The organism is Nordella sp. HKS 07, from assembly GCF_011046735.1.
In the GTDB taxonomy this organism is placed as follows: Bacteria; Pseudomonadota; Alphaproteobacteria; order Rhizobiales; family Aestuariivirgaceae; genus Taklimakanibacter.
In genome coordinates this window covers 2079267-2099539 of sequence record NZ_CP049258.1, presented here as the reverse complement: position 1 = coordinate 2099539, position 20273 = coordinate 2079267, and the positions used below count along the sequence as shown (strand labels likewise).

Sequence of the window (20273 nt, the reverse complement as noted above, 5' to 3'; positions counted from 1 at the left end):
CGGCATGACGAAGGATGCACTGAAGTTCTATCCCATCAAGGGCGGAGAAATCGGGCGGTCCCGACTCGCGGTGCTGGCGCAAGTGCTGGCGCCGACCACCGAGCTGCACTTGCAGCGAGCCGGGCCTCTCGCCGGCCTCACCGCCATCGATGTCGGCTGTGGCGGTGGCGATGTGACCTTCGCCTTGGCAAGGCATGTCGGCCCCAAGGGTCAAGTCATCGGCATCGATCTCGATGAGGAGAAACTGGGCTGGGCTCGTTCCGAAGCCCAGGCGCAGGGCCTCGGCCATCTCCGCTTCGAGGCTTGCGACGTCACGCAAGCCTGGCCCGTGCCTTCGGCTGATCTCGTCTATGCCCGCTTCATCCTCACCCACCTGCGAACGCCGCAGGATCTGCTGACGCAGGCTAAGCGCGCACTCAAGCCCGGCGCCATGATCCTTGTCGAGGACATCGATATCGCCGGACGCTTCACCTACCCGGAAAGTCCGGCGCTCAATACCGCCTCGGATCTCTATATGGCCCTGTCACGGCGGCGCGGCGGCGACCCAATCATCGGGCGGCGCCTGGACCTGGTCCTGGAACAGGCCGGGTTCCGGGATGTCGGGACCACCGTGGTGCAACCCTTCTCGCGCCAGGGCGGCGCCAAGGATGTCGCCGCACTCACCTTCGCGGCGATCGGCGATGGCCTCAAGGCGGAAGGACTCGCCAGCGCCGAGGACATTGCCCGGATCAGCCGGGAGATCGAGGAGTTCAACTCCCGCCCCGACACGGTTGTCTCAATGCCGCGCATTTTCCAGGCCTGGGGCCGCAAAGTGTAGGTCCCAGGCCGGGCTTAATACTCCTGCGTCATCGCCGCATTTCATGTTCAACGACAAGGAGAAGACGGAAGATCTGGTGGATGATTCGTCGGAAGGCGATTTCGCGAAACTGGAAGATCTCTTCGTCCTCCGCGCCGGCCCGAATTTCCACTTCTGAGATTGAAGAATCTCTCGCCGAAAGGGCCCCGTCAGGGGCCCTTTTTTGCCGCGCACACCTATTGCTTTGCCGGGGCTTCAGTAAGGAAGCGCGCCTTCGCCCCCGCTGGAAGGGTCATGCAAACATCGCGCTTGCCGAACCATTTGTAGCGGTTGCGCGCCAGGAGATCGTAGAGCGGGTCGCGTATGAAACGCGGCACGATCCATCCCAACGAAGCCCAGCGCCAATAGGGAAGCCGTTGCATGATGGCGATGGCGGCGTCCGATTTGAACAGGATGTAGCCTTTGTCGACGAAAGCGAAGGTCTCGGCGAAATCGCGGTCGATGCCGTAGCGCGCCATGATCTCATAACCCCAGGGCGACTGGCACGGGACGTAGGAAAACTGCTGGATTTTATCGCGTGCCCACAGAAATTGCACGCCGCCCGAACAGACATGGCAATAGCCGTCGAACAGGACGAGGCCGTCCGGCAGGTCTGGGGCGGGCTCAGGCTTCCAGCTCTTTCCCGGCATGATGTGCTCCGGAATATAATGTGGGACATCCGTTGCGCGGCATCCCTGAGGCGCAGCGCCGCAGCTAGAGCAAATCCCGCCAAAGTTGAAGACTTTGGCGATAAGGATTTGCTCCAGCATATTGAACTGGCGCGAATCCTTATCGGCGAAGTGATTCCACTTCGCCGGGATGCGCGCTACAGCACGATCACCTTGGCGCCGACCGGCACCCTTTCATAGAGCTCGGTGACCTCTTCATTGAGCATGCGGATGCAACCTGAGGAGGCGGCGGTGCCGATCGACTGCGGTTCGTTGGTGCCGTGAATGCGGAATAGCGTGTCGCGGCCGTTGTCGAAGAGATAGAGGGCGCGGGCGCCCAGAGGGTTGTTGGGGCCGCCCGGCATGCCATTGGCGAATTTGGCGAGCTCCGGCTTGCGCTTGATCATCGAGGCGGGCGGCGTCCAGCGCGGCCATTCGGTCTTGCGTCCGATCTTGGCGATGCCGGCCCAGGAGAAACCTTCCTTGCCGACGGCGACGCCATACCGGATCGCTTCGCTTTCGCTCAGTATATAGAAGAGGGCGCGCTTGCCGGTATCGACGATGATTGTGCCCGGCTGCTCATAGCTTTCGAAATAGACCACTTCGGCACCGCGATAGCGCTGGCGATTCTGTTTGGCCGCCTCGGCGAGCCCAGGAAAGGCCGCGGCTCCCAGGCTCGAGGCGAGAGCGGACAGGAACAGGCGGCGATGCATGAAGAATCTCCCGAGGCTATACATAGTCTAGACGGATTGCGAAGCCGGTTCCGTCGCTTGTTTCGGATCAGCGCCAAAAAAGAAGCGGCGACCGGATGATCGCCGCCTCATTGCAATCTCAGGAGTAGAAGTTAGTTGCCCAAAATGGCGGATTCGAGGATGTCGAGGCCTTCCTTCAGGATGGCTTCCGACGCGGTGAGCGGGGTCAGGAGGCGGATCGTGTCGCCATAGACGCCGCAGCTCAGGATCATGAGGCCACGCTCCAGGCACTTGGCGACCAGCGCCTTGGCGGCGGCGGCATCCGGCTTGTTGCCGCCACGCTCGGTCACCAGCTCGAAGGCGACCATGGCGCCCAAAGCGCGAATGTCGCCGATCGGCATGCCCTGGTTCTTGGCCTTGATGGCCTTGAGCCGCTCGACCATGAGCTTGCCCTGCTTCTCCGCCTTTTCGAGGAGCTTGTCCTGTTCGAAGGCGTCGAAGACACCGAGAGCGGCAGCACAGGACACCGGGTTGCCGGCATAGGTGCCGCCGAGGCCGCCGGGCTCCGGCGCGTCCATCATCTTGGCGCGGCCGACGACGCCGGCCAGCGGGAAACCGCCGGCGAGCGACTTGGCGACCGTCATCAGATCGGGCTCGACGCCCATATGCTCCATGGCGAACCACTTGCCGGTGCGTCCGAAGCCCGACTGGATCTCATCGGCGATGAGCACGATGCCATGATCGTCGCAGATCTTGCGCAGCGCCTTCATGAGCTCCTTGGGAGCCACATAGAAGCCGCCTTCACCCTGCACCGGCTCGATGACGATGGCCGCCACGCGCGACGGCTCGACATCGGCCTTGAACAGCCATTCGATAGCATGGATCGAATCCTCGACCGTGATGCCCTTATGGGCGACCGGGAAGGGCACATGCCACACGCCGCCCGGCATCGGGCCGAACTTCGTCTTGTAGGGGACGACCTTGCCGGTCATCGCCATGGTGAGCAAAGTGCGGCCATGGAAGCTGCCCTGGAAACAGATGATGTCGCTGCGGCCGGTATGGGCGCGGGCGATCTTGATGGCGTTTTCGACCGCCTCGGCACCGGTGGTGACGAACAGGCTCTTCTTGTCGCCCGAGATCGGGGCGATGGCGTTGAGCTTCTCGGCGAGCTCGATGAAGGGCGCATAGGGCGCCACCATGAAGCAGGTATGGGTGAAGGCGTTGAGCTGCTCCTGCACGCGCTTCATCACCGCCGGATGGCGATGGCCGGTGTTGAGCACCGCGATGCCGCCGCCGAAATCGATATAGCGGCGGCCTTCGATGTCCCACATCTCGGAATCTTCGGCGCGCGCCGCGATCACCGGCGCGGCCATGCCGACGCCGCGTGAAACCGCTTTGGCGCGTCTTTCAACCCAAGCTTCGTTGAGGCCCTTGGCCGATGCCTTGACGTTCATGTTATGGTCTCCTGACGGGAAATGCTGCGGCGTTCTACCTCCATTGACCCCCGGGCGGCAAATGGATTCAAATCGATCAAGCAGAGGGGCGACACCATGACCGACCTGATTCGAGAATCCGCCAATGACATCGTGGCTTTGCTGAAGGCCGGCGAAATCACCCCGCTCGATTGTCTCGCGGCGCTCGAGGGCAGAATCGCCCAGGTCGACAAGGCGGTCAACGCGCTGCCGACCTTGTGCTTCGAGCGCGCGCGCGACCATGCGCTGGCGCTGATGAAGAACCCCGTCGCGGAGCGCGGACCGCTCGCCGGACTGCCGGTCCCGATCAAGGACCTGAATGACGTAGCGGGCGTTCGCTCGACGCAAGGCTCACCCATTTTCGCGAATCACGTGCCGGCAAAGTCCGACATCCTTGTCGAGAATCTCGAAGCCCAGGGCGGCATCGTCTATGCGATGTCGAACACACCGGAATTCGGCGCCGGCGCCAATACTTTCAACGAAGTGTTCGGGCGCACGCTCAATCCGTGGAATCTGTCGCGCTCGGCGGCGGGGTCGTCGGGCGGTGCCGCAGCGGCACTCGCCACCGGCATGGCGTGGATCGCCCATGGCTCCGACATGGGCGGCTCGCTGCGCAATCCGGCGAGCTTCTGCGGCGTCGTCGGCATGCGCCCTTCGCCTGGCAGAGTGGCGATGAGCGTCTACGGAAAGATCGATGGCACGCTCGGTGTCGATGGGCCGATGGCGCGCAATGTCGAAGACCTCGCTCTGCTCTTCGATGCGATGGTCGGTGCCAATCCGGCCGATCCGCTGTCGCTGCCGCGCGAGGACGTTTCCTATCTCGCCCAGACGCGCACCGGCCCCAAGCCAAAGCGCGTCGCCTTCAGCCGCGATCTCGGCATCACGCCGGTCGACCGCGAAGTCGCCACGATCGTCGAGAAGGCGGCGCTCAAACTTCAGGATGTCGGCGTCATTGTCGAGGAAGCGCATCCGGATTTCCGCGAGGCGCATGAGTGCTTCCAGGTGCTTCGGGCTCTCTCTTTCGCTACCGGCCTCAAGACGCTCTATGAGAATCACCGCGACAAGCTGAAACCCGATGTCATCTGGAATGTCGAGAAGGGCCTCAAGCTCACCGGCGCCGAGATCGCCCGCGCCGAGATGCAGCGCGGCGTCATGTTCGCGCGGGCGCGTGAGTTCTTCAGCCGATATGATCTCATATTGTGTCCCGCCACGATCGTGGCGCCTTTCCCCGTCGAACAGCGCTATGTCACCGAATGCGACGGACACAAATTCTCGAACTATGTCGAATGGCTCGCCATCGTCTATGCCTTCACCAATGTCGCTTCGCCCGCTATCTCCATCCCGGCCGGCTTCACCTCTGAGAACCTCCCCGTCGGGCTTCAGATCGCTGCCCCATGCCGCGGAGAAGGCCGCCTGCTTGCCGCCGCAAAGCTCATGGAAGATATTCTCGGCCTCGGCCGGATCACCCCGATCGATCCCAGGTCAAGCGCTTGAAAAGAGAAACAAGAGTTGAATTTGATGAGAATCCTGAAGAACTCGCTGTACTGCGCTCCTGTGCTCCTCGCTTTGGGCGTCCAGCCAGCTGTGGCCTTCGATTGCGCCAAGGCGCAGAGCCCGGTTGAAAAAGCAATCTGCGCCGATCAGAAGCTCAAGGCGGCGGATGATGCGATGGCGGCCGCCTATTCAAGCCTGCGCGGGACGCTCGGCGCCGCGGAGCGCAAGGGGCTCGCCGCCTCGCAGCGGAAATGGATCAAGAGCCGTGAAGACATTTGCGGGTATCAGGAGGGCGCGGAGCGTTCGAGTTGCATCCTGGATCGGACCGAGGAGCGCCGCCGGCTGTTCCTGGCCGAGCCCGCAAGCGGGCCCGGCACGGGATCGCGCATGGTGCCGATCTTCGTCCAGCAGGATCCCGATCCCTATCGCTTCGATATCGACTATGCTCTGATCCATTTCGCGGCGCCCAAGTCGCCCGGGGAAAATCTGTTCAACGCCGAAGTGGACAAGATGGTCAAGGACGCGCCGGTGAAGCGCCAGGACGAGCCGGCCCCGGAAGGCATGAACTACGCCTCCTATGCGGCGATGGACATCACCTATGCGTCGCCGAAATTCCTCTCCGCCAAGGTCGAAGGCTGGGAGAATACCGGCGGCGCGCACGGCAATGGCGGCACGTCGGCGCTCAATATCGATCTGGCGCGCGGCGTCGTATTGAAGGCGGACGACCTCTTTGACGACAAGGGGCTGGCGGCGCTCAAGACCGACTGCGTCGCCCAGATCGCCGTGCAGAAGAAGGCGCGGAATGACGGTCAGGATTTTGATCCGGCGAATGATCCGAACTACCAGGAGAGCACGGTGGCCGACATTCTGAAGTCGCTCGATGCCTGGAGCTTCTGGCAGGACAAGGCGCTCGTCACCTTCAACGCCTATGCGATCGGCTCCTATGCCGAAGGCGCCTATGAATGCGAGTTCCCGATGGCGAAAGTCAAATCCTTGGCCAAGGCTGGAGCGCCTTTGCCGGAATAGAGCGCTTCCCGCCAAAGTTGCTCGACTTTGGCGATAAGGAAGCGCTCCAGATTAGGAGATCAGCATGCTCGACCATGTCGGATTTGCCGTGACGGACTACAAGACGTCCAAGGCCTTCTATGAGAAGGCCTTGCTGCCGCTCGGCATCGGCCTTGTGATGGAGGTGACGCCGGAGCAGACGGGCGGCGATGCCCATGCGGGCTTCGGCGAGGGCCGCAAGCCCTATTTCTGGATCGGCACCGGCGCCAAGCCGAAAGGTGGGCAGCATGTCGCTTTCGCTGCGGCGGACCGCAAGTCGGTGGACGCGTTCTACACAGCGGCGATCGCCGCCGGCGGGCGCGACAATGGCAAACCGGGCCTCCGGCCGATCTATCATCCCGATTATTACGGCGCCTTCGTCCTCGATCCCGACGGCAACAATATCGAGGCCGTATGCCACAACCCGGCGTGAATGCGCAGCTGTCGCGGCCTCACTACCAGGCATTGCTGCGTCTCGCCGCGTTTCACTCACGCCGCCGTGACGAGGCGGAGGATCTGCTTCATGACGCGCTGATCGACGCCATCGCGGAAGGTCGCCTGCCGTGGCAGGAAGGCACGGCATGGTTTCGCGGCATGCTGCGCCGGAAAGCGGCCATGGCGGCGCGCGGCGCCATCCGTCAGCGCCGGCGCGAGGGGCTGGCGGCGGTGCCGGATGTCGCACAAGCGGACGCCTTGCCGGAGCCCTGGAAGGCCGTGGCGGCCTTGCCGCGCGGCCAGCGGATCGTGGCTCTCCTGATTCTCACCGGCCACACCCGGGCGGAGATATGTCATTTGCTGCGCATTGCGGACGAGACGCTGCGCCAGCGTCTCGCGGCCCTGAAGCGCAAGCTCGCCGAGATCGGCCCCCGCGAGCCTCTGGTGGAGTTCACCCGTCTGAATGGCGGCCTGGCGGCGGGCGCGCTGCGGCGGGCGCACCTGCCGGCGATACAGCGGGGGCAGGCCTCCTTCGGCAGCTACGATCCCGACGGGCATCTCTTCACCGTAAAAATCGTGAAAGACCGACCTCACAAATCGCGAGGCAGCGGCAACTAGAGCGTTTTCGTGATTGATGGAATCTGGGGGATTCTCAGGGGGAGGGTTTTCTGATTCCTTGTTCTTGTGGTTGATTCGGCACGAGGACCCCATGGGCAAGCCCTATTCCCAGGATTTACGTGATCGCGTGTTGGCGGCGGTTGACGGCGGGCTGAAGCCCGGCGCGGTGGCTGAGCTGTTTCATGTCGATGTGTCCTACGTCTATAAGATTCTGATCCGGCGTCGGACCAGCGGAATGACGACAGCGCTGCCGTGGGCTGGTGGTCCCCAGCCCAAGCTCAAGGGCCATCATGAAGTTCTACGCCAGCATGTGAGTGAGAACTGTGATGCCACGCTAGCGGAGATCCGGACCTTCTTACTGGCTGAGCATGGTATCGAGGTCAGTGTTGGTTGCCTTTGGAATGCTCTCAAGCAGTTGAAGCTGCCGCTCAAAAAAAGACACAACGCGCCACCGAGCAGGAGCGCGAAGACATCGCCGAAGCGCGCCGAGCCTGGCACGAGGCTCAGAGCGATCTAAACGCGGCGCGCCTTGTCTTCATCGATGAGACCGGCGCTCAAACTAACATGGCACGCCGCTATGGCCGCGCTCCCCGCGGACAGCGCCTGCTGTGCAAAGTCCCGTGGGGACATTGGAAAACGATAACCTTCGTCGCCGCTCTCAGATGCGACGGTATCACCGCACCTGCCGTCTTCGATGGTCCGATGGATGGCGAGTGCTTCCGCGCCTATGTCGAACAGATCCTTGCGCCCACACTCTCAACCGGCGACATCGTCATCATGGACAATCTCGCCAGCCACAAGGTTCCCGGCATCAAGGATGCGATCGAAGCCGCCGGTGCTGCTCTGCGTTACCTGCCCCCTTACTCACCCGATCTCAACCCCATCGAGCAGGCAATCGCCAAGTTCAAATCACACCTGCGAAAGGAAGCTGCCCGTACTCTCGAAACCCTCATCCAGGCTATCGCCCGCACTCTCAACACCTTCACACTGAAAGAGTGCGAAAACTATATCCGCGCCGCTGGCTATCGCCATCAACTATGAAAATGCTCTAGCGCGTATCCCGGCGAAGTGGAATCACTTCGCCGAAAAGGATTCGCGCCAGATCAATATGCTGGAGCAAATCCTTATCGCCAAAGTCTTCAACTTTGGCGGGATTTGCTCAAGGACTGTTTCAACTCCAAGAGGGGCTAAAGCCATGCTCAAGAACTGCCGAATCGGGAATATCTGCTTCTTTGTCAAAGATGTCGCCCGCACCGAAGCCTTTTACCGCGATGTGATGGGCCTCGAGGTCCAGCAGATGGGCGATGACGGCAGCGGCAATGACTGGATCATGATCACGATCGAAAACAACATCGACCTGATCTTCTTCAAGGGCGACAGCCGGCCCGGCACCACGCCGATCATCGTCTTCGATCTCAAGGAAGGCCTGATTGACGATGTGATCGAGGGTCTGGCGCAGAAGGGTGCCAGCATCGTGACACCGGTAAGCCATGCGCCGGGTGGCTGGTCGGCCGAATTCAGCGATCCGGACGGACACCAGATCTCGGTCTATCAGAGCGAGGAGATGCCGCGCCGCCGCGCGTGATGGTTACAGGATCCGCTTGCCGAAAGCGGAGAGCGCGAAATGGACGACCAGCGAGGCGAGGCGCGGCTCCGCCTCGCCTTCGAGCCCGGTAATGTCCATGCCGCGCATCGCCTTGCTCTGGTGAATGGCCTCCATCGCCTGATGGGTCTCTCGTACGGTGATGCCGCCCGAACCCGGCAGATAGGCCGGTATGTCGGTCACGGCGGGATTGTAGCTGACATGGAAGCCCTGCATGCCGGCGGCGGCGATCTGCACGGCCTGGCGGATCACCTCGCGCATGCCGAGCGCGTCGATATCGGCAATGGTGAAGATCTTGAGACGCGCCGCTCTCAGGATCTCTACTTCCTCGGGCGCCGTCTCGCGCAGGCCGATGAGCACGACATTCTCGGGCGAAAGCCTGGGCACAATTGGCTCATCGCCGGCGCCCAGTCCGAGCGCGCGATAGAGTGCCGATTCACTGGTCGCCGGCCGGTCCGGCTGCTCGGGCAGCATGCCCGCCACCGCATCGAGCCAGATGAGACCGAAGGCGTCGAAGGTGCGCGTGAGCGCCTTCATCGCGGTGAAGCTCGCGCGGTGATCGGCGCCGAAGACGAGAGGCGTAGCCCGCCGCTCCAGCGCCGCGGCGATATCATCGGCGGATGTCGCAGTGGTGAAATCGACGTCATAACCGATATTGGCAAGCCTTCCGTCGAGCGTCTGTTTGCGCAGCACGGGCGCCACTGCCTCATCAGCGAAGATGCTGACGCGCGATGCGGGTGTGGCGGCATGGCGGTCATACATGGGGATCTTCTCCACATATTCTGATGTCATGGCGGCGAGCAAGGCGCCATAGCTCATGCGGAAATTCACGCGGTCGCCGACCACGGGCGGTGTCGCCGCCTCGGTGACGTCGAGGATCAGATGGTCGCTCGAGGCGCCGAGCACCGTGATGCCCGGCGCCAGCGGCAGGAGGCCTTCGATATTCGCATCCTCGCGTCCGATGTTGACGATGCCGCGCAGGCGCTCGCCGATATCCTGGAAGACCGGGCGCCCGCCAAAGGCGTCGACGCCCGATATGCCGATCGGCATCGACGGCTTCATCTTCACTTCCAGCAACTCGCCGGACAGGAGGAAGACGTCACGGTCGAGCTCCGCTCGCGGCGTATCGAGAAACGTGTCGCGGCCGCCCTGCAATATAGCCTCGCCGATGCGCAAATTGTTGATGCCCTTGGGCATGCCGCCGGCGAGCAGCAAAGGCAGTGAGCTTGAATTGCCGCCCGAAATGTATTTGAGGTCGAGGGTGAAAGTCTCTCGTACTTTGTCGGCGAGCTCGGTGAGCTGGCCGAGATTGACCTCGGTCGGGATGATGGCGCCGAAACAAGTGAGATTGGTGCCGAGGCCGGCGATACGGATGCCGGGCAGTTCGAGGATCTGCTCGACCGTCGGGACGAGATCGTCGGGCCAGATGCCTTCGCGCAGATCGCCGAGATCGACCATCAGGATGATATCATGCAGGCGGCCCATGCGCTCGGCGACGCGCGACAATTCACGGATGACGGCCAGTTCGGAATTGAGACTGATGTCGACCGAACGGATGACCTCGTCGATCAGCGAAAGAGGCGGCGAGCGCAGCAGCATGATCGGCGCGTCGATGCCGGCTTCGCGCAGCCGCTTGATGTTCTCGAAGCGCGACTCAGCGAGACCCGAAACACCGCCGCGCAGCATCGCGCGCGCCACTTGCGGCATGCCGCAGGCGCCCTTGGTGACGCCGAAGGTCGAGATGCCCGCCTTCTCACACCAGGAGACGACGGTCCTGGCATTGCGCTCTATCCGTTCGAGGTCGATGGTAACTTGCGGTCCTGGCATTGCGCCTACTCTCCCTCCCACGCGCCGTCAGGCGTGGGGGAGGGTGGTCGAAGCGCAGCGGAGACCGGGTGGGGGGCGTTCCACCTGCGAGACAGGATTGCGGAGAAGCTTCGTTTCATCCTAATTCACATACAGAAGGCCGTCCGTGTCGATCTCCGGCTTGCGGCCGGAAACGAGATCGGCGACGAATTTCCCCGATCCGCAGGCCATCGTCCAGCCGACATGGCCATGGCCGCAATCGAGGAAGAGATTGGCGTAACGGGCGCGTCCCAATATCGGCACCGAAGCCGGCGTCATTGGCCTGAAGCCTGCCCAATATTCGGCGTGGGCCCGGTCGAAGGCGCCAGGGAAAAGATCCTCGGCGGTGGCGAGAAGCCGCGCGAAATCCGAAGGCCGGTGGCTTTTGTCATAGCCGGCGAATTCCGCGGTGCTCGCCACGCGCAGGCGCTCGCCCAATCGCGAATAGGCGATGAGCCGGTCCTCATCGACGCCGCCCATGGTGGGTGCGCGCGACGGATCGCTGAGCGGCAGAGTGGCGGAGTAGCCTTTCACCGGATAGATCGGGACATCGAGGCCGAGCTTGCGGGTGAGCAGCGGCGTCTCGGGGCCGAGAGCGATCACGATCGCATCGCAGGCATGCCGGCCCTTGTCGGTCAGGACGGTGGTCACGCGGTCGCCATCGGTTTCGATGCCGATCGCCGTCGTGCCGTAGTGGAAGCGGGCGCCGAGATTCTGTTCGCACCAGGCGGCCAGGCTGCGCGAAAATTTGCAGCAATCACCTGTCTGGTCGATCGGCGAATAGACGGCGCCGGCGATCTCATGCGCCGCCGCCTTGAGGCCGGGCTCGAGCTCCACCAGGCGCTCGCGGCCGATCACCTCGAGGGTGAGGCCATTGTCGGCGAGGATCTGCATATGTTTGGCGCCGGCATCGAGGCTTTCCTGAGAGCGGTAGAAATACAGAATGCCTTTGCCGCCAGCATCATAGGCGACCTTCGTCGCTTCGGCGATCTCGTTGATGCAGGTCTTGGAGTAGAAAGCGAGGCGGAGCTTGCGCAGCGTGTTGATGCGCGCGCGCGCATGGGTGCATTCGAACAGAAACTTCCAGCTCCAGGCGATGAAATGCGGATCGAGATTGAAACGCACCTTGATGCCGAGATCGCGCCGGTAGAGCGACTTGATAAAGACGACAAGGGCCGAGGGCGAAGCCCAGGCATAGGAATCGCCCGGCGATACCAGGCCGGCATTGCCATAGCTTGTCTCGCTCGCCGCCTTGTCGTTTCGCTCGACGATCTCGACCTCATGGCCGTCGCGGCTTAGATAATAGGCGGCGGCCACGCCGACCACGCCGCCGCCGAGCACCAGCACTTTCATAGGATGCCTCCTCTGATGGCCATGCCTTTGGGCGGCCGCAAGCGCGGCGGCATCGTGCCCTCGGCAAAATTAATGCTGCGTGTTCCTTCCTCGAAAACGGCGCAGGACTGCCGCCAGCGCGCGACCGGCCAGACGAGCTCCGCCGATGCATCCTCGGGACAATAGAGCGCGGTATAGATCGTACCATAGCCGCGCCCATAAGCGGTCTGATAGACCGGCGGATGCAGGAAGGTCTTGAGCAGCGCCTCCGCATCCGGCTCGTCGAGCATCGCCTCGTCGAGGCTGTCGGCGCGCTCCTGTGAGCGGGTCGCCGCGGCATGGCGCGGCCATTCGATCTCATGCTGATGGTTGGTGCTGATGCGCCGGTCGAGAACCTCGGTCGGCCGGTCCGGCGCCACGAAGACGGTGGCATGACGGCCTTTGCGGTCGAGAAGGGCGATGGAATAGGACATATGCACCGGCACGCGCTTGAGGATCTTCACCGCCTCGGCGACGCTGGAGGAGAATTCCAGTACATAGCGCATGACGATCGGGATGCCGAAACCGTCGCCCACCGCGGTGCGCCCGCCAAAGGCGAGCGACACGGCAAGGCCGTCCTCATTGATGCCGTCGAGTGCGCCCCACAGGCAGTCGACCACCGCCAGGACGCGGCGGCCATGGAGCCTGGAGGCGAGCCAGGTCCCTTCCAGAAGCTCGGGACTGTAGTCGTAATTACGCAGGAGGGCGGGCGTGCTTCCCGCCACCACGGCCTGCGAACAGCCGCCGACATACATGGGCGGGCACCACATCGACAGGAAGCGCGCCTCGAGATCGCCGCCGCCAGCCGTTTCCGCGACGCGCTCATAAGCGGGTAGAAGCTCCGGCATATGCTGGCGCAGCGCGCGCAGGCTCGCCAGATAGGTCGGCCTCGGCTTCATCCCGTCACGCATGAACCAGCGGCTATAGGCATGCCAATGACGGTCATAGACCGCCCGCCATTTCGGTCCCGGCTGGTCTTCCGCGATCGCTTCGAAGATGAGGTTCATCTGCTTCCACTGCCCTTCATCCTCACCCTGAGGTGCCCGCCGAAGGCGGGCCTCGAAGGGTCTGTTGTAGCGAGCACGTTCTATCCTGATGGATGCTTCGAGGCTCGCTTCGCTCGCACCTCAGCATGAGGGTGTATCTTAGAGTATCTTGAACGATCCCGGCGCCGGCGCTTCCTCTCTCTGCACTTCGGTCAAGGGCTTTGCCGCATAGAGGCGCTTGATGCCCTTGATCCAGTCGCGCGCCCGGTCGTTCAAGTCGAAATCGTCGCTCATCACGCGTCCGCGGGTGATCAATATGCCGAGATCGGCGCCCTCATAGCGATAGTCGCCGGGACCGGTGATGCGCAGGAAGAAGGCTTCGCGCTCGGACTCGATCGCCTGCCGGTTATAGTCGAAGCGGTCATAGGAGACCGAGCCGTCGCTCGCCATGCGATAGACGCCGGTCGGCGGCGCATGGGTCACGATATCGACCGTCTCGTCGGTCGCCTTGATGACGAGCTGCGACCAGGAATCGATGAACTCCTTGCGCGCCCAGCGCTCGTTCAGTTCCTCGACATCGATCTTGTATTTGAGGCCGGAGAACTCGAGCAGATGGAAAAGGAAGAGCGGCGCGTCGGCATAGGCGAAGGCCGCGTGGTTGGTCATCGAAGAGGCGCCGCAGATGCGCGGATTGAGCTCGCCCAGATAGACCTCGCCGTCGGTCTCGTCGATCAGGAAGTCGAGATCGAAATAGCCGCGATAACCTTCTTTGATCAGCCGGTTGCCGAAGCGGAACGCCATGTCGCGCGCCTTGTCGCGCACCTTCTCGCTGAAGGCGCCGGGGAAGATCTCGTTGCCGCACCAGCCGCCTTTGTAAGGGGTGAGCTCCTTGCGGCCGACCACCTCGGTCAGGAGCGGGCCGACCAGCGTGCCGGAACGGGTGGCGCAGGCCTCCATCGTGGCACCGCGGCACTTGATCCGCTTCATGATCTTCACTTCCTTCTCGCCCGTGATGTCCTTCGCATGGCGGGCGAAGTCCTGCTCATTGGCGATGAAGAAGGTGGTGTGGCCGGAATCGCCAAAGGCGCTCTGCACCACGAGATCGCGGCCGATCTTGGCCTTGTCGGCGGCCTTGATCAGCTCGTCATAGCTCGAGGCTCTCGCCAGCGTGTTCGGCACCGAGGCGACGCCCGCCTTGTTGCCGATGCGGACGGTCTCCATCTTGTTGTCGCAGCGCGATCTGAGCTCGGCTTGCGGAAACCAGACATCGATGCCGAGCTCGTCGCACAGACCTTCGGTCTCTTCATCGAACATGAGGAAGGTGGCGGCCGGTGTGCCGCCGCGCTTCGTCACATGATCGACCACATCCTTGTGCTGGAGCATGTGGTTGTTGATGTCCTCGATGGACTCGAACTCGTCATGCGGCGCCTTGGACGGCACGAAGACATTAGGATGGCGGCCGTCGAAGCAGTCGATATAGGAGATGAATTTCAGATTGCGTACCCACTGGTCGATGCCGAGCAGATTGAAATTCGTCGCCGAGATGAAATAGATCGGCCGCTCGTTGCGGTGCATGACATTGCGCAAATCCGAAACGTTCCTGACCGTCTGCATCGCTCCCCCTTTAAGCCGCGGAACTTATCCGCCGGGTCTTGTGCTTGACTTCGAGATAGGCATCGAGGCCCCAGGGTCCGAGTTCGCGGCCGATGCCGCTCGCCTTGAAGCCGCCCCAGGAGGTCTCGACGAAAATCACTTGCGGACTGTTGATCCAGACGAGACCGGTCTCGATCGCATCGGCGACGCGCTCGGCCTTAGCTGAGTCGCGCGTCACCACCGTCGCCACCAGGCCGAAATCGCTGTCATTGGCGAGCGCCACCGCCTCTTCCTCGCTGGCGAAGGTCTTCACGCACAGGACAGGGCCGAAGATCTCCTCGCGCCAGAGCGGGCTCGAAGTCGGGACGTCGCCGAAGATTGTCGGTGCGATGAACCAGCCGGTCGCGAGTCCGCCCGGCCTGTCGCCGCCGAGGACCAGATCGAGGCCTTCGGCTTTGCCCTTGGCGATATAGGACAAAACCTTGTCATATTGCGCTTTCGTGGTGAGCGGTCCCAGTGTCGTTGACGGATCGAGCGGATCGCCGGGCTTCAGCGCCTTGGCCGCCGCGATGACGCGCTCCAAGAGGCTCGGTGCGATCGATTTCTCGACCAGCAGCCTGGATGTCGCCGAGCACATCTGGCCGGCGTTGAAGAAGATCCCGTTCACCACGCATTCGGTGGCGATGTCGAGATCGGCGTCGGCGAAGACGACGATCGGCGACTTACCGCCGAGCTCGAGGCTCACCGCCTTGGGGCCGGCCGCAGCCGCAGCCATCACCCGCGATCCCACCCCATTGCTGCCGGTGAAGGAGATCTTGGCGACATCCTTGTGGGTGGTGAGCGGGGCGCCGACATCGGGACCTGAGCCGGTGACGAGATTGAGCACGCCCTTGGGCAGACCCACCTCGTCGGCAATGGCGCCGAGCTCGAGCTCGACGATCGGCGTCACCTCTGAAGGCTTCAGCACCACGGTGCAGCCGGCGGCGAGTGCGGGCGCCACTTTCCACGCGGTCGTCACCATCGGGAAATTCCACGGCACGATCAGCCCCGCGACGCCGATCGGCTCGCGCCTCAGGCTGGCGCGGAAAGCGCTGTCCGGCACGGGGACGGACTGGTCCTGCTCGCGGTCGAGAGCCGCGGCAAGGCCGCCATAATAGTCGAAGCAGGCGGCGACATCCTGCATGTCGATGAGCGCCTCGGCGAGCGGCTTGCCGTTGTTGAACGACGACAGACGGGCGAGCTCGTCCTTGCGCTGGCGTATCTTCTCCGCGATGGCGCGCAGGAATTGCCCGCGGACCGCGCCCGAGATGCGCCGCCAGATCGGAAAGGCCCGCGCCGCCGCCTCGACCGCCAGGTCGACATCCTCAGACCCGCCCGCCGCGACATGGTGGATGACCTGTTCGGTATAGGGATCGAAGACGGGCAACTTGCCGCCTTTCACGGGGGCGCGCCATTCGCCGTCGATATAGAGCTTGTCCCGCATCACTTGGCCAGCTCGCGGGCGAGGCTGTCGCCAGCGCGGATCTCGATGATGGTCGGGACTTTGCGCTTCGCCGACTGCACGAGTTCCTTGTGCAAGGCGGCGATCGTGGCGGGCCGCGAGGCCTTGCAGCCGAGCCCTGAGGCGATCGCGACGAAGTCTGGCGTGTAGATATCGACGCCGATCTCGGGGATCTGGCGCTCCATCATGTAGGCTTTGATCTCGCCATAGCCGGTGTTGTTCCAGATCACAACCGCGAGCGGCACCTGCGCTTCAACAGCCGAGGCAAGCTCCGGCAGCGAGAATTGCAGGCCGCCATCGCCGATGAGGCAGACCGAGGGACGGTCCGGCTGGCCGAGCTTGGCGCCGATCGCGGCGGGCAGCCCATAGCCCAGCGTACCGTAGCCGGTGCTCGAATTGAAATAGGAGCGCGGCTTCGGCGCCTCATAGGTCTGGTTCGAGGCATAGACCGGCTCGGTCTGGTCGCCGGCGATGATGACATCGGGCAGGGCCTTGCCGATCACCTCGAGCAGGCGGCCATGCGTCTTGCAGGCGGGCCAGAGTTTGGCGGCGATTTTCTTGCGGGTGGCGGCCGCACGCTCAGTGCCCTTGCGCGCCTGGCCGGCGGCGGAGCCCAGAGCATCATTGAGCGCTGAAACCGCAAGCGCGCTGTCGGCGGTGATGGCGATATCGGCGGGCAACTGATTGACGATCTGCAATGGATCGATGTCGATGCGGATAAGCTTGCCCTTGATTTCAATCTGCCTGGCGGCCGGATACATCTCGGTCTCGCCGAATTCGGTGCCGATGGCGAGGACGACGTCACTCGCTTCCAGTTCGGCCTGCGCCGCATCCATGCCGAGATTGCCGGCGAGCGCCAGCCTGTGGCCGGGCGGCAGGATGCCCTTGCCGTTGATGGTGGTGAAAACCGGCGCGTCGAGCGTCTCGGCGAGCTTCTGAATGCCCTGCGCTGCGTCCGCCGCACCGCCGCCACCGATGACAAGCGGCGTCTTCGCCGCCTTGAGCAGCTTCGCCGCCGCGGCGATCAGCTTGGGCTCCGGCGCCGGGCGCGAGGGCAAGGTCCAGGCCTTGGCCCTTCCGTTCATCCTGGCGGTGATGACGTCGAGCGGGATCTCGATATGGACGGGACGCGGCCGGGCACTGGCGAAGACCGCGAAAGCGCGCGCCAGCACTTCCGGCAGCTGCCTGGGATCGAGCAGCGTGTGGCTGAAGGCGGCAACGCCCGAAATGAGATTGCGCTGCGATGGCAGCTCATGCAGGCGGCCCTGCGCCATGCCGAGATGCGTCCTGTCATTGACGCTCGAGATCACCAGCATGGGGATCGAATCGGCATAGGCCTGGCCCATGGCGGTGGCGATATTGGTCATGCCGGGGCCGGTGATGATGAAGCACACGCCGGGCTTTCCGGTGCTGCGGGCATAACCATCGGCCATGAAGCCGGCGCCCTGCTCATGGCGCGGCGTCACGTGGCGAATGCGCGTCTGCGGCAGGCCACGATAGAGCTCGACGGTGTGGACGCCCGGTATGCCGAAAATGGTGTCGACACCATAGGCTTCGAGGATTTTGACGAGGAATTCACCACAGGTAGGCACGTTCAATTCTCCTTGCAGATGGCGGCGTGTGAGCAGTACTGGGGTTCGGGCGCCGAGGCCATCTCATTCGTCATCCGAAAATTCGGCGGTGCGCGGCACGACGATGATCGGCACCGGCACGTTGCGGATGATGCGGTTGCCATTGGAGCCGAGAAAAACCTGCGCCAGGGGGACCGATGCGGCCGGAGCCGATCACCAGCATCTCGCCTGATTTCCAGCCGATGGAAGACAGCGCTTCCTTCCAGTTGGCGCCATCGCCGATCTCGGTCTTCACCGCCATGTCGCTGCCGATTTCGGCAAGGAGCGCTTTCTGCGCCGCGATGGCCTGGCTGCGCCATTGATTGGCGACGAGATTTTCGACCTGGTAGCCGGCACCTGTCGGATACATCTGCTTGTCGCGCACCACGAATGTGGCGAGCCTCAGGGGCACCTGATATTTGCGGCAGAATTTGACGCAGTAGTCGACGGTCGCCCTGGACTTGGGCGTCGCGGCGAAAGCACAGGTCAGCCGGGTCAGCACCGTCTTCGGCCCTGCGTCGAAGCCGCGGGTCGCGAGCGCCACCGGCAGCTTCGATAGATGCAGGAGATTGCGGGTGACGCTGCCTTCGAGGAATTTTCCCGACGAGGCACTGCGCGATGAGCCGAGCACGATCATGTCGGCGCCGAGCTCCCCGGCGGTGGCGATCAGCCCTTCTTCGGCCGAATTGTGGCTGCGGGAGATGAACTGCGCAGATAATTGACTGCCGACAGCGGCCCGGGCCTTGTCCAGCGTCTTCTGCGCGTATTTGTCGAGGAAGGCGGCATATTCCGCGTCGACGCGGGCCATCGAGGGATAGCCCCAGGTCCTCGGCAGAATGAGGCAGATGACGAGCTTCGCCTTGTCGCGCCGCGACAGCATCATGCCGAGCGAGAGCGCTTCCTGTCCGCCGCGATCGGCCGAATAGCCAACCAGATATTTCATGTGGCGCCTCCGTGCGTTCAGGATCTGGTGACACGAGCCTTGGGTTCGAGCCGGGATTTCTTCACGCTGTAGAGGAAGTAGAAGATGGCCGCGAGGAACAGCCATATGCCGAAGAGCTCGTAGACCTGCACCTTGAGATTGGAGATCAGGTAGAGCGAAGAGAGAATGCTGAGGATGGGCAGTACCGGATAGAACGGCACCTTGAAGCCGCGCGGCATGTCGGGCTTAGTTCGGCGCAGGATCATGACGCCGGCCGAGACGACGATGAAGGCGGTGAGCGTTCCAAGGCTCGTCAGATCCCACAGGATGTCGTTCGGGATGAAGGCGGCGATGGCGCCGACGAACAGTGCCACCGCGATGGTGTTGGCGACCGGCGAGAGCGTGCGCGGATTGACTTGGTTGAACAGTTCGGGGATCAGCCCGTCGCGTGACATGGCGAAGAGGATACGGGTCTGGCCGTAGAGCACGACCAGCGTCACGCTGAACACCGAGATGACCGCGCCGATGGCGAGAATCAGCGCCGGCCAGTCGGAGCCGGTGAGATTCTGCAGAATGGTGGCGAGGCCCGCTTCCTGGCCCTCGAAGGCGGCGGGCGCCTGGACGCCGATCGCTGTCACCGCGGTCAGCACATAGAGCGTGGTCACGATGATGAGGGCCGCAATGATGGCGAGCGGCAGATTGCGCTTCGGATTCTCCACTTCCTCGCCCGCCGTCGAGACCGCATCGAGGCCGACAAAGGTGAAAAAGATTGTGCCTGCGGCGGCGCTGATGCCGGCGAAACCGGCGGGCGCGAAGGGCTGAAAATTGGCGGAGGAGAAGCCGGTGGCGGCGATGGCGATGAAGAGGATGAGGACGCCGATCTTGATCATCACCATGATGGCATTGGCCCTGGCCGATTCCTTGGTGCCGCGGATAAGCATCAGGCAGCACAGGAAGACCAGGATGGCGGCCGGCAGGTTGATATAGCCATCCCCGCCCACGGCGAGCCGGTGGTTGTCAGAGATGAGGGGAGCTGAGGAGAGCGCCGCCGGAAGCCCTGAGCCGAAGACGATCTCGAACAGCTTGTTGAGATAGCCGCTCCAGCCGATGGCGACGGCCGACGCCGAGATGCCATATTCGAGGACGAGGCAGGCGCCGACGAAATAGGCGACGATCTCGCCCAGCGTCGCATAGGCATAGGAATAGGACGAGCCCGAGACCGGGATCATCGAGGCCATTTCCGCATAGCAGAGCGCGGTGAGACCCGCGACGACACCCGCCAGGAGGAAGGAGATGACGACTCCCGGACCGGCGGTCGGCACGGTCTCAGAGAGGACGAAGAATATGCCTGTGCCGATGGTGGCGCCGACGCCGAACATCACGAGCTGGAAGAGGGTGATCGAGCGGCTCAGATGGCCATGCTCCGAATCGGCCCCTTGCGTCTCGCTGAGCAGTTTCTCGACCGGCTTCTTGCGCAGCAGGCGAAAACCCAGCGTTTGCTGTTCCGACATATGCGTTCCTCCCAATCCCGTCGATGGCAACCGGTCTCGCGGAGTGCGCGGCCGGGCTTATTCTTCGATTTCT

Annotated in this window: 18 protein-coding genes; 7 read left to right on the top strand and 11 right to left on the bottom strand. The window is 63.1% G+C overall.

Annotated elements, in window-relative coordinates:
* Positions 1-4: 4 nt before the first annotated feature.
* Positions 5-817: a class I SAM-dependent methyltransferase gene (locus tag G5V57_RS09790; protein WP_165167315.1), complete on the top strand. Its 813-nt coding sequence runs from the start codon at positions 5-7 to the stop codon at positions 815-817.
* 215 nt (positions 818-1032) lie between these two features.
* On the opposite strand, the gene G5V57_RS09785 is transcribed toward G5V57_RS09790, so the two are convergent.
* The 3 genes from G5V57_RS09785 to gabT form a co-directional block, all read right to left on the bottom strand.
* Positions 1033-1485, bottom strand: coding sequence for a thiol-disulfide oxidoreductase DCC family protein (locus tag G5V57_RS09785; RefSeq protein ID WP_165167314.1), 453 nt, complete (start codon positions 1483-1485; stop codon positions 1033-1035).
* 176 nt (positions 1486-1661) lie between these two features.
* The gene (locus tag G5V57_RS09780) at positions 1662-2216 is read right to left on the bottom strand and encodes a L,D-transpeptidase (RefSeq protein WP_246737586.1); all 555 of its coding nucleotides are present in this window, start codon (positions 2214-2216) and stop codon (positions 1662-1664) included.
* 131 nt (positions 2217-2347) lie between these two features.
* A complete protein-coding gene (gene gabT / locus G5V57_RS09775) occupies positions 2348-3649 on the bottom strand; it encodes a 4-aminobutyrate--2-oxoglutarate transaminase (RefSeq protein ID WP_165167312.1) in 1302 nt (433 codons plus the stop codon).
* Between the two features lie 96 nt (positions 3650-3745).
* Here gabT and G5V57_RS09770 point away from each other — a divergent pair, with 96 nt between their 5' ends.
* From G5V57_RS09770 to G5V57_RS09745, 6 genes are all read left to right on the top strand, one after another.
* Entirely contained in the window at positions 3746-5161 is a 1416-nt protein-coding gene (locus tag G5V57_RS09770; protein ID WP_165167311.1) for an amidase, read from the top strand.
* 24 nt (positions 5162-5185) lie between these two features.
* On the top strand, positions 5186-6187 hold the full coding sequence (locus G5V57_RS09765; RefSeq protein WP_165167310.1) for a lysozyme inhibitor LprI family protein: 1002 nt from the start codon (positions 5186-5188) through the stop codon (positions 6185-6187).
* Positions 6188-6251: 64 nt separating this feature from the next.
* The gene (locus G5V57_RS09760; protein ID WP_165167309.1) at positions 6252-6638 is read left to right on the top strand and encodes a VOC family protein; all 387 of its coding nucleotides are present in this window, start codon (positions 6252-6254) and stop codon (positions 6636-6638) included.
* The gene (locus tag G5V57_RS09755) at positions 6620-7258 is read left to right on the top strand and encodes an RNA polymerase sigma factor (protein WP_165167308.1); all 639 of its coding nucleotides are present in this window, start codon (positions 6620-6622) and stop codon (positions 7256-7258) included. Before G5V57_RS09760 ends, G5V57_RS09755 begins: the two co-directional genes overlap by 19 nt.
* 91 nt (positions 7259-7349) lie before the next feature.
* Positions 7350-8299 (top strand): IS630 family transposase gene (locus G5V57_RS09750; RefSeq protein ID WP_165173998.1). Its coding sequence is split into 2 segments (ribosomal slippage): positions 7350-7686 and positions 7686-8299, totalling 951 coding nucleotides; the frame shifts between segments, so codons are not numbered across the junction.
* Positions 8300-8453: 154 nt separating this feature from the next.
* On the top strand, positions 8454-8843 hold the full coding sequence (locus G5V57_RS09745) for a VOC family protein (protein ID WP_165167307.1): 390 nt from the start codon (positions 8454-8456) through the stop codon (positions 8841-8843).
* A 3-nt stretch (positions 8844-8846) separates the two neighbouring features.
* Here G5V57_RS09745 and G5V57_RS09740 read toward each other — a convergent pair whose 3' ends face one another.
* The 8 genes from G5V57_RS09740 to G5V57_RS09705 form a co-directional block, all read right to left on the bottom strand.
* The gene (locus tag G5V57_RS09740; RefSeq protein ID WP_165167306.1) at positions 8847-10688 is read right to left on the bottom strand and encodes an alanine racemase; all 1842 of its coding nucleotides are present in this window, start codon (positions 10686-10688) and stop codon (positions 8847-8849) included.
* A 120-nt stretch (positions 10689-10808) separates the two neighbouring features.
* On the bottom strand, positions 10809-12059 hold the full coding sequence (locus tag G5V57_RS09735; RefSeq protein WP_165167305.1) for a D-amino acid dehydrogenase: 1251 nt from the start codon (positions 12057-12059) through the stop codon (positions 10809-10811).
* Positions 12056-13084, bottom strand: coding sequence for a C45 family autoproteolytic acyltransferase/hydolase (locus G5V57_RS09730; protein WP_165167304.1), 1029 nt, complete (start codon positions 13082-13084; stop codon positions 12056-12058). Before G5V57_RS09730 ends, G5V57_RS09735 begins: the two co-directional genes overlap by 4 nt.
* A gap of 138 nt (positions 13085-13222) precedes the next feature.
* Entirely contained in the window at positions 13223-14677 is a 1455-nt protein-coding gene (locus G5V57_RS09725; protein WP_165167303.1) for a biotin carboxylase, read from the bottom strand.
* Between the two features lie 10 nt (positions 14678-14687).
* The gene (locus G5V57_RS09720; RefSeq protein ID WP_165173996.1) at positions 14688-16139 is read right to left on the bottom strand and encodes an aldehyde dehydrogenase family protein; all 1452 of its coding nucleotides are present in this window, start codon (positions 16137-16139) and stop codon (positions 14688-14690) included.
* Positions 16139-17749 carry a 5-guanidino-2-oxopentanoate decarboxylase gene (locus tag G5V57_RS09715; RefSeq protein ID WP_165167302.1) on the bottom strand — a complete coding sequence of 537 codons (1611 nt, stop codon included), beginning with the start codon at positions 17747-17749 and terminating at the stop codon, positions 16139-16141. The genes G5V57_RS09720 and G5V57_RS09715 overlap by 1 nt, the downstream gene beginning before the upstream one ends.
* Positions 17750-17819: 70 nt before the next feature.
* Complete coding sequence (locus tag G5V57_RS09710) at positions 17820-18710, bottom strand: universal stress protein (RefSeq protein WP_165167301.1); 891 nt, start codon at positions 18708-18710, stop codon at positions 17820-17822.
* Between the two features lie 17 nt (positions 18711-18727).
* Positions 18728-20200, bottom strand: coding sequence for an amino acid permease (locus G5V57_RS09705; RefSeq protein ID WP_165167300.1), 1473 nt, complete (start codon positions 20198-20200; stop codon positions 18728-18730).
* Positions 20201-20273: the final 73 nt, after the last annotated feature.

Bases quoted from the DNA above. Each gene is read 5' to 3' on its own strand.
- G5V57_RS09720 (WP_165173996.1), bottom strand. From the start codon at position 16,139: ATGCGGGACAAGCTCTATATCGACGGCGAATGGCGCGCCCCCGTGAAA.
- G5V57_RS09710 (WP_165167301.1), bottom strand. From the start codon at position 18,710: ATGAAATATCTGGTTGGCTATTCGGCCGATCGCGGCGGACAGGAAGCG.
- G5V57_RS09770 (WP_165167311.1), top strand. From the start codon at position 3,746: ATGACCGACCTGATTCGAGAATCCGCCAATGACATCGTGGCTTTGCTG.
- G5V57_RS09745 (WP_165167307.1), top strand. From the start codon at position 8,454: ATGCTCAAGAACTGCCGAATCGGGAATATCTGCTTCTTTGTCAAAGAT.
- G5V57_RS09705 (WP_165167300.1), bottom strand. From the start codon at position 20,200: ATGTCGGAACAGCAAACGCTGGGTTTTCGCCTGCTGCGCAAGAAGCCG.
- G5V57_RS09790 (WP_165167315.1), top strand. From the start codon at position 5: ATGACGAAGGATGCACTGAAGTTCTATCCCATCAAGGGCGGAGAAATC.
- G5V57_RS09755 (WP_165167308.1), top strand. From the start codon at position 6,620: ATGCCACAACCCGGCGTGAATGCGCAGCTGTCGCGGCCTCACTACCAG.
- G5V57_RS09725 (WP_165167303.1), bottom strand. From the start codon at position 14,677: ATGCAGACGGTCAGGAACGTTTCGGATTTGCGCAATGTCATGCACCGC.
- gabT (WP_165167312.1), bottom strand. From the start codon at position 3,649: ATGAACGTCAAGGCATCGGCCAAGGGCCTCAACGAAGCTTGGGTTGAA.
- G5V57_RS09785 (WP_165167314.1), bottom strand. From the start codon at position 1,485: ATGCCGGGAAAGAGCTGGAAGCCTGAGCCCGCCCCAGACCTGCCGGAC.
- G5V57_RS09765 (WP_165167310.1), top strand. From the start codon at position 5,186: ATGAGAATCCTGAAGAACTCGCTGTACTGCGCTCCTGTGCTCCTCGCT.
- G5V57_RS09780 (WP_246737586.1), bottom strand. From the start codon at position 2,216: ATGCATCGCCGCCTGTTCCTGTCCGCTCTCGCCTCGAGCCTGGGAGCC.
- G5V57_RS09740 (WP_165167306.1), bottom strand. From the start codon at position 10,688: ATGCCAGGACCGCAAGTTACCATCGACCTCGAACGGATAGAGCGCAAT.
- G5V57_RS09735 (WP_165167305.1), bottom strand. From the start codon at position 12,059: ATGAAAGTGCTGGTGCTCGGCGGCGGCGTGGTCGGCGTGGCCGCCGCC.
- G5V57_RS09760 (WP_165167309.1), top strand. From the start codon at position 6,252: ATGCTCGACCATGTCGGATTTGCCGTGACGGACTACAAGACGTCCAAG.
- G5V57_RS09730 (WP_165167304.1), bottom strand. From the start codon at position 13,084: ATGAACCTCATCTTCGAAGCGATCGCGGAAGACCAGCCGGGACCGAAA.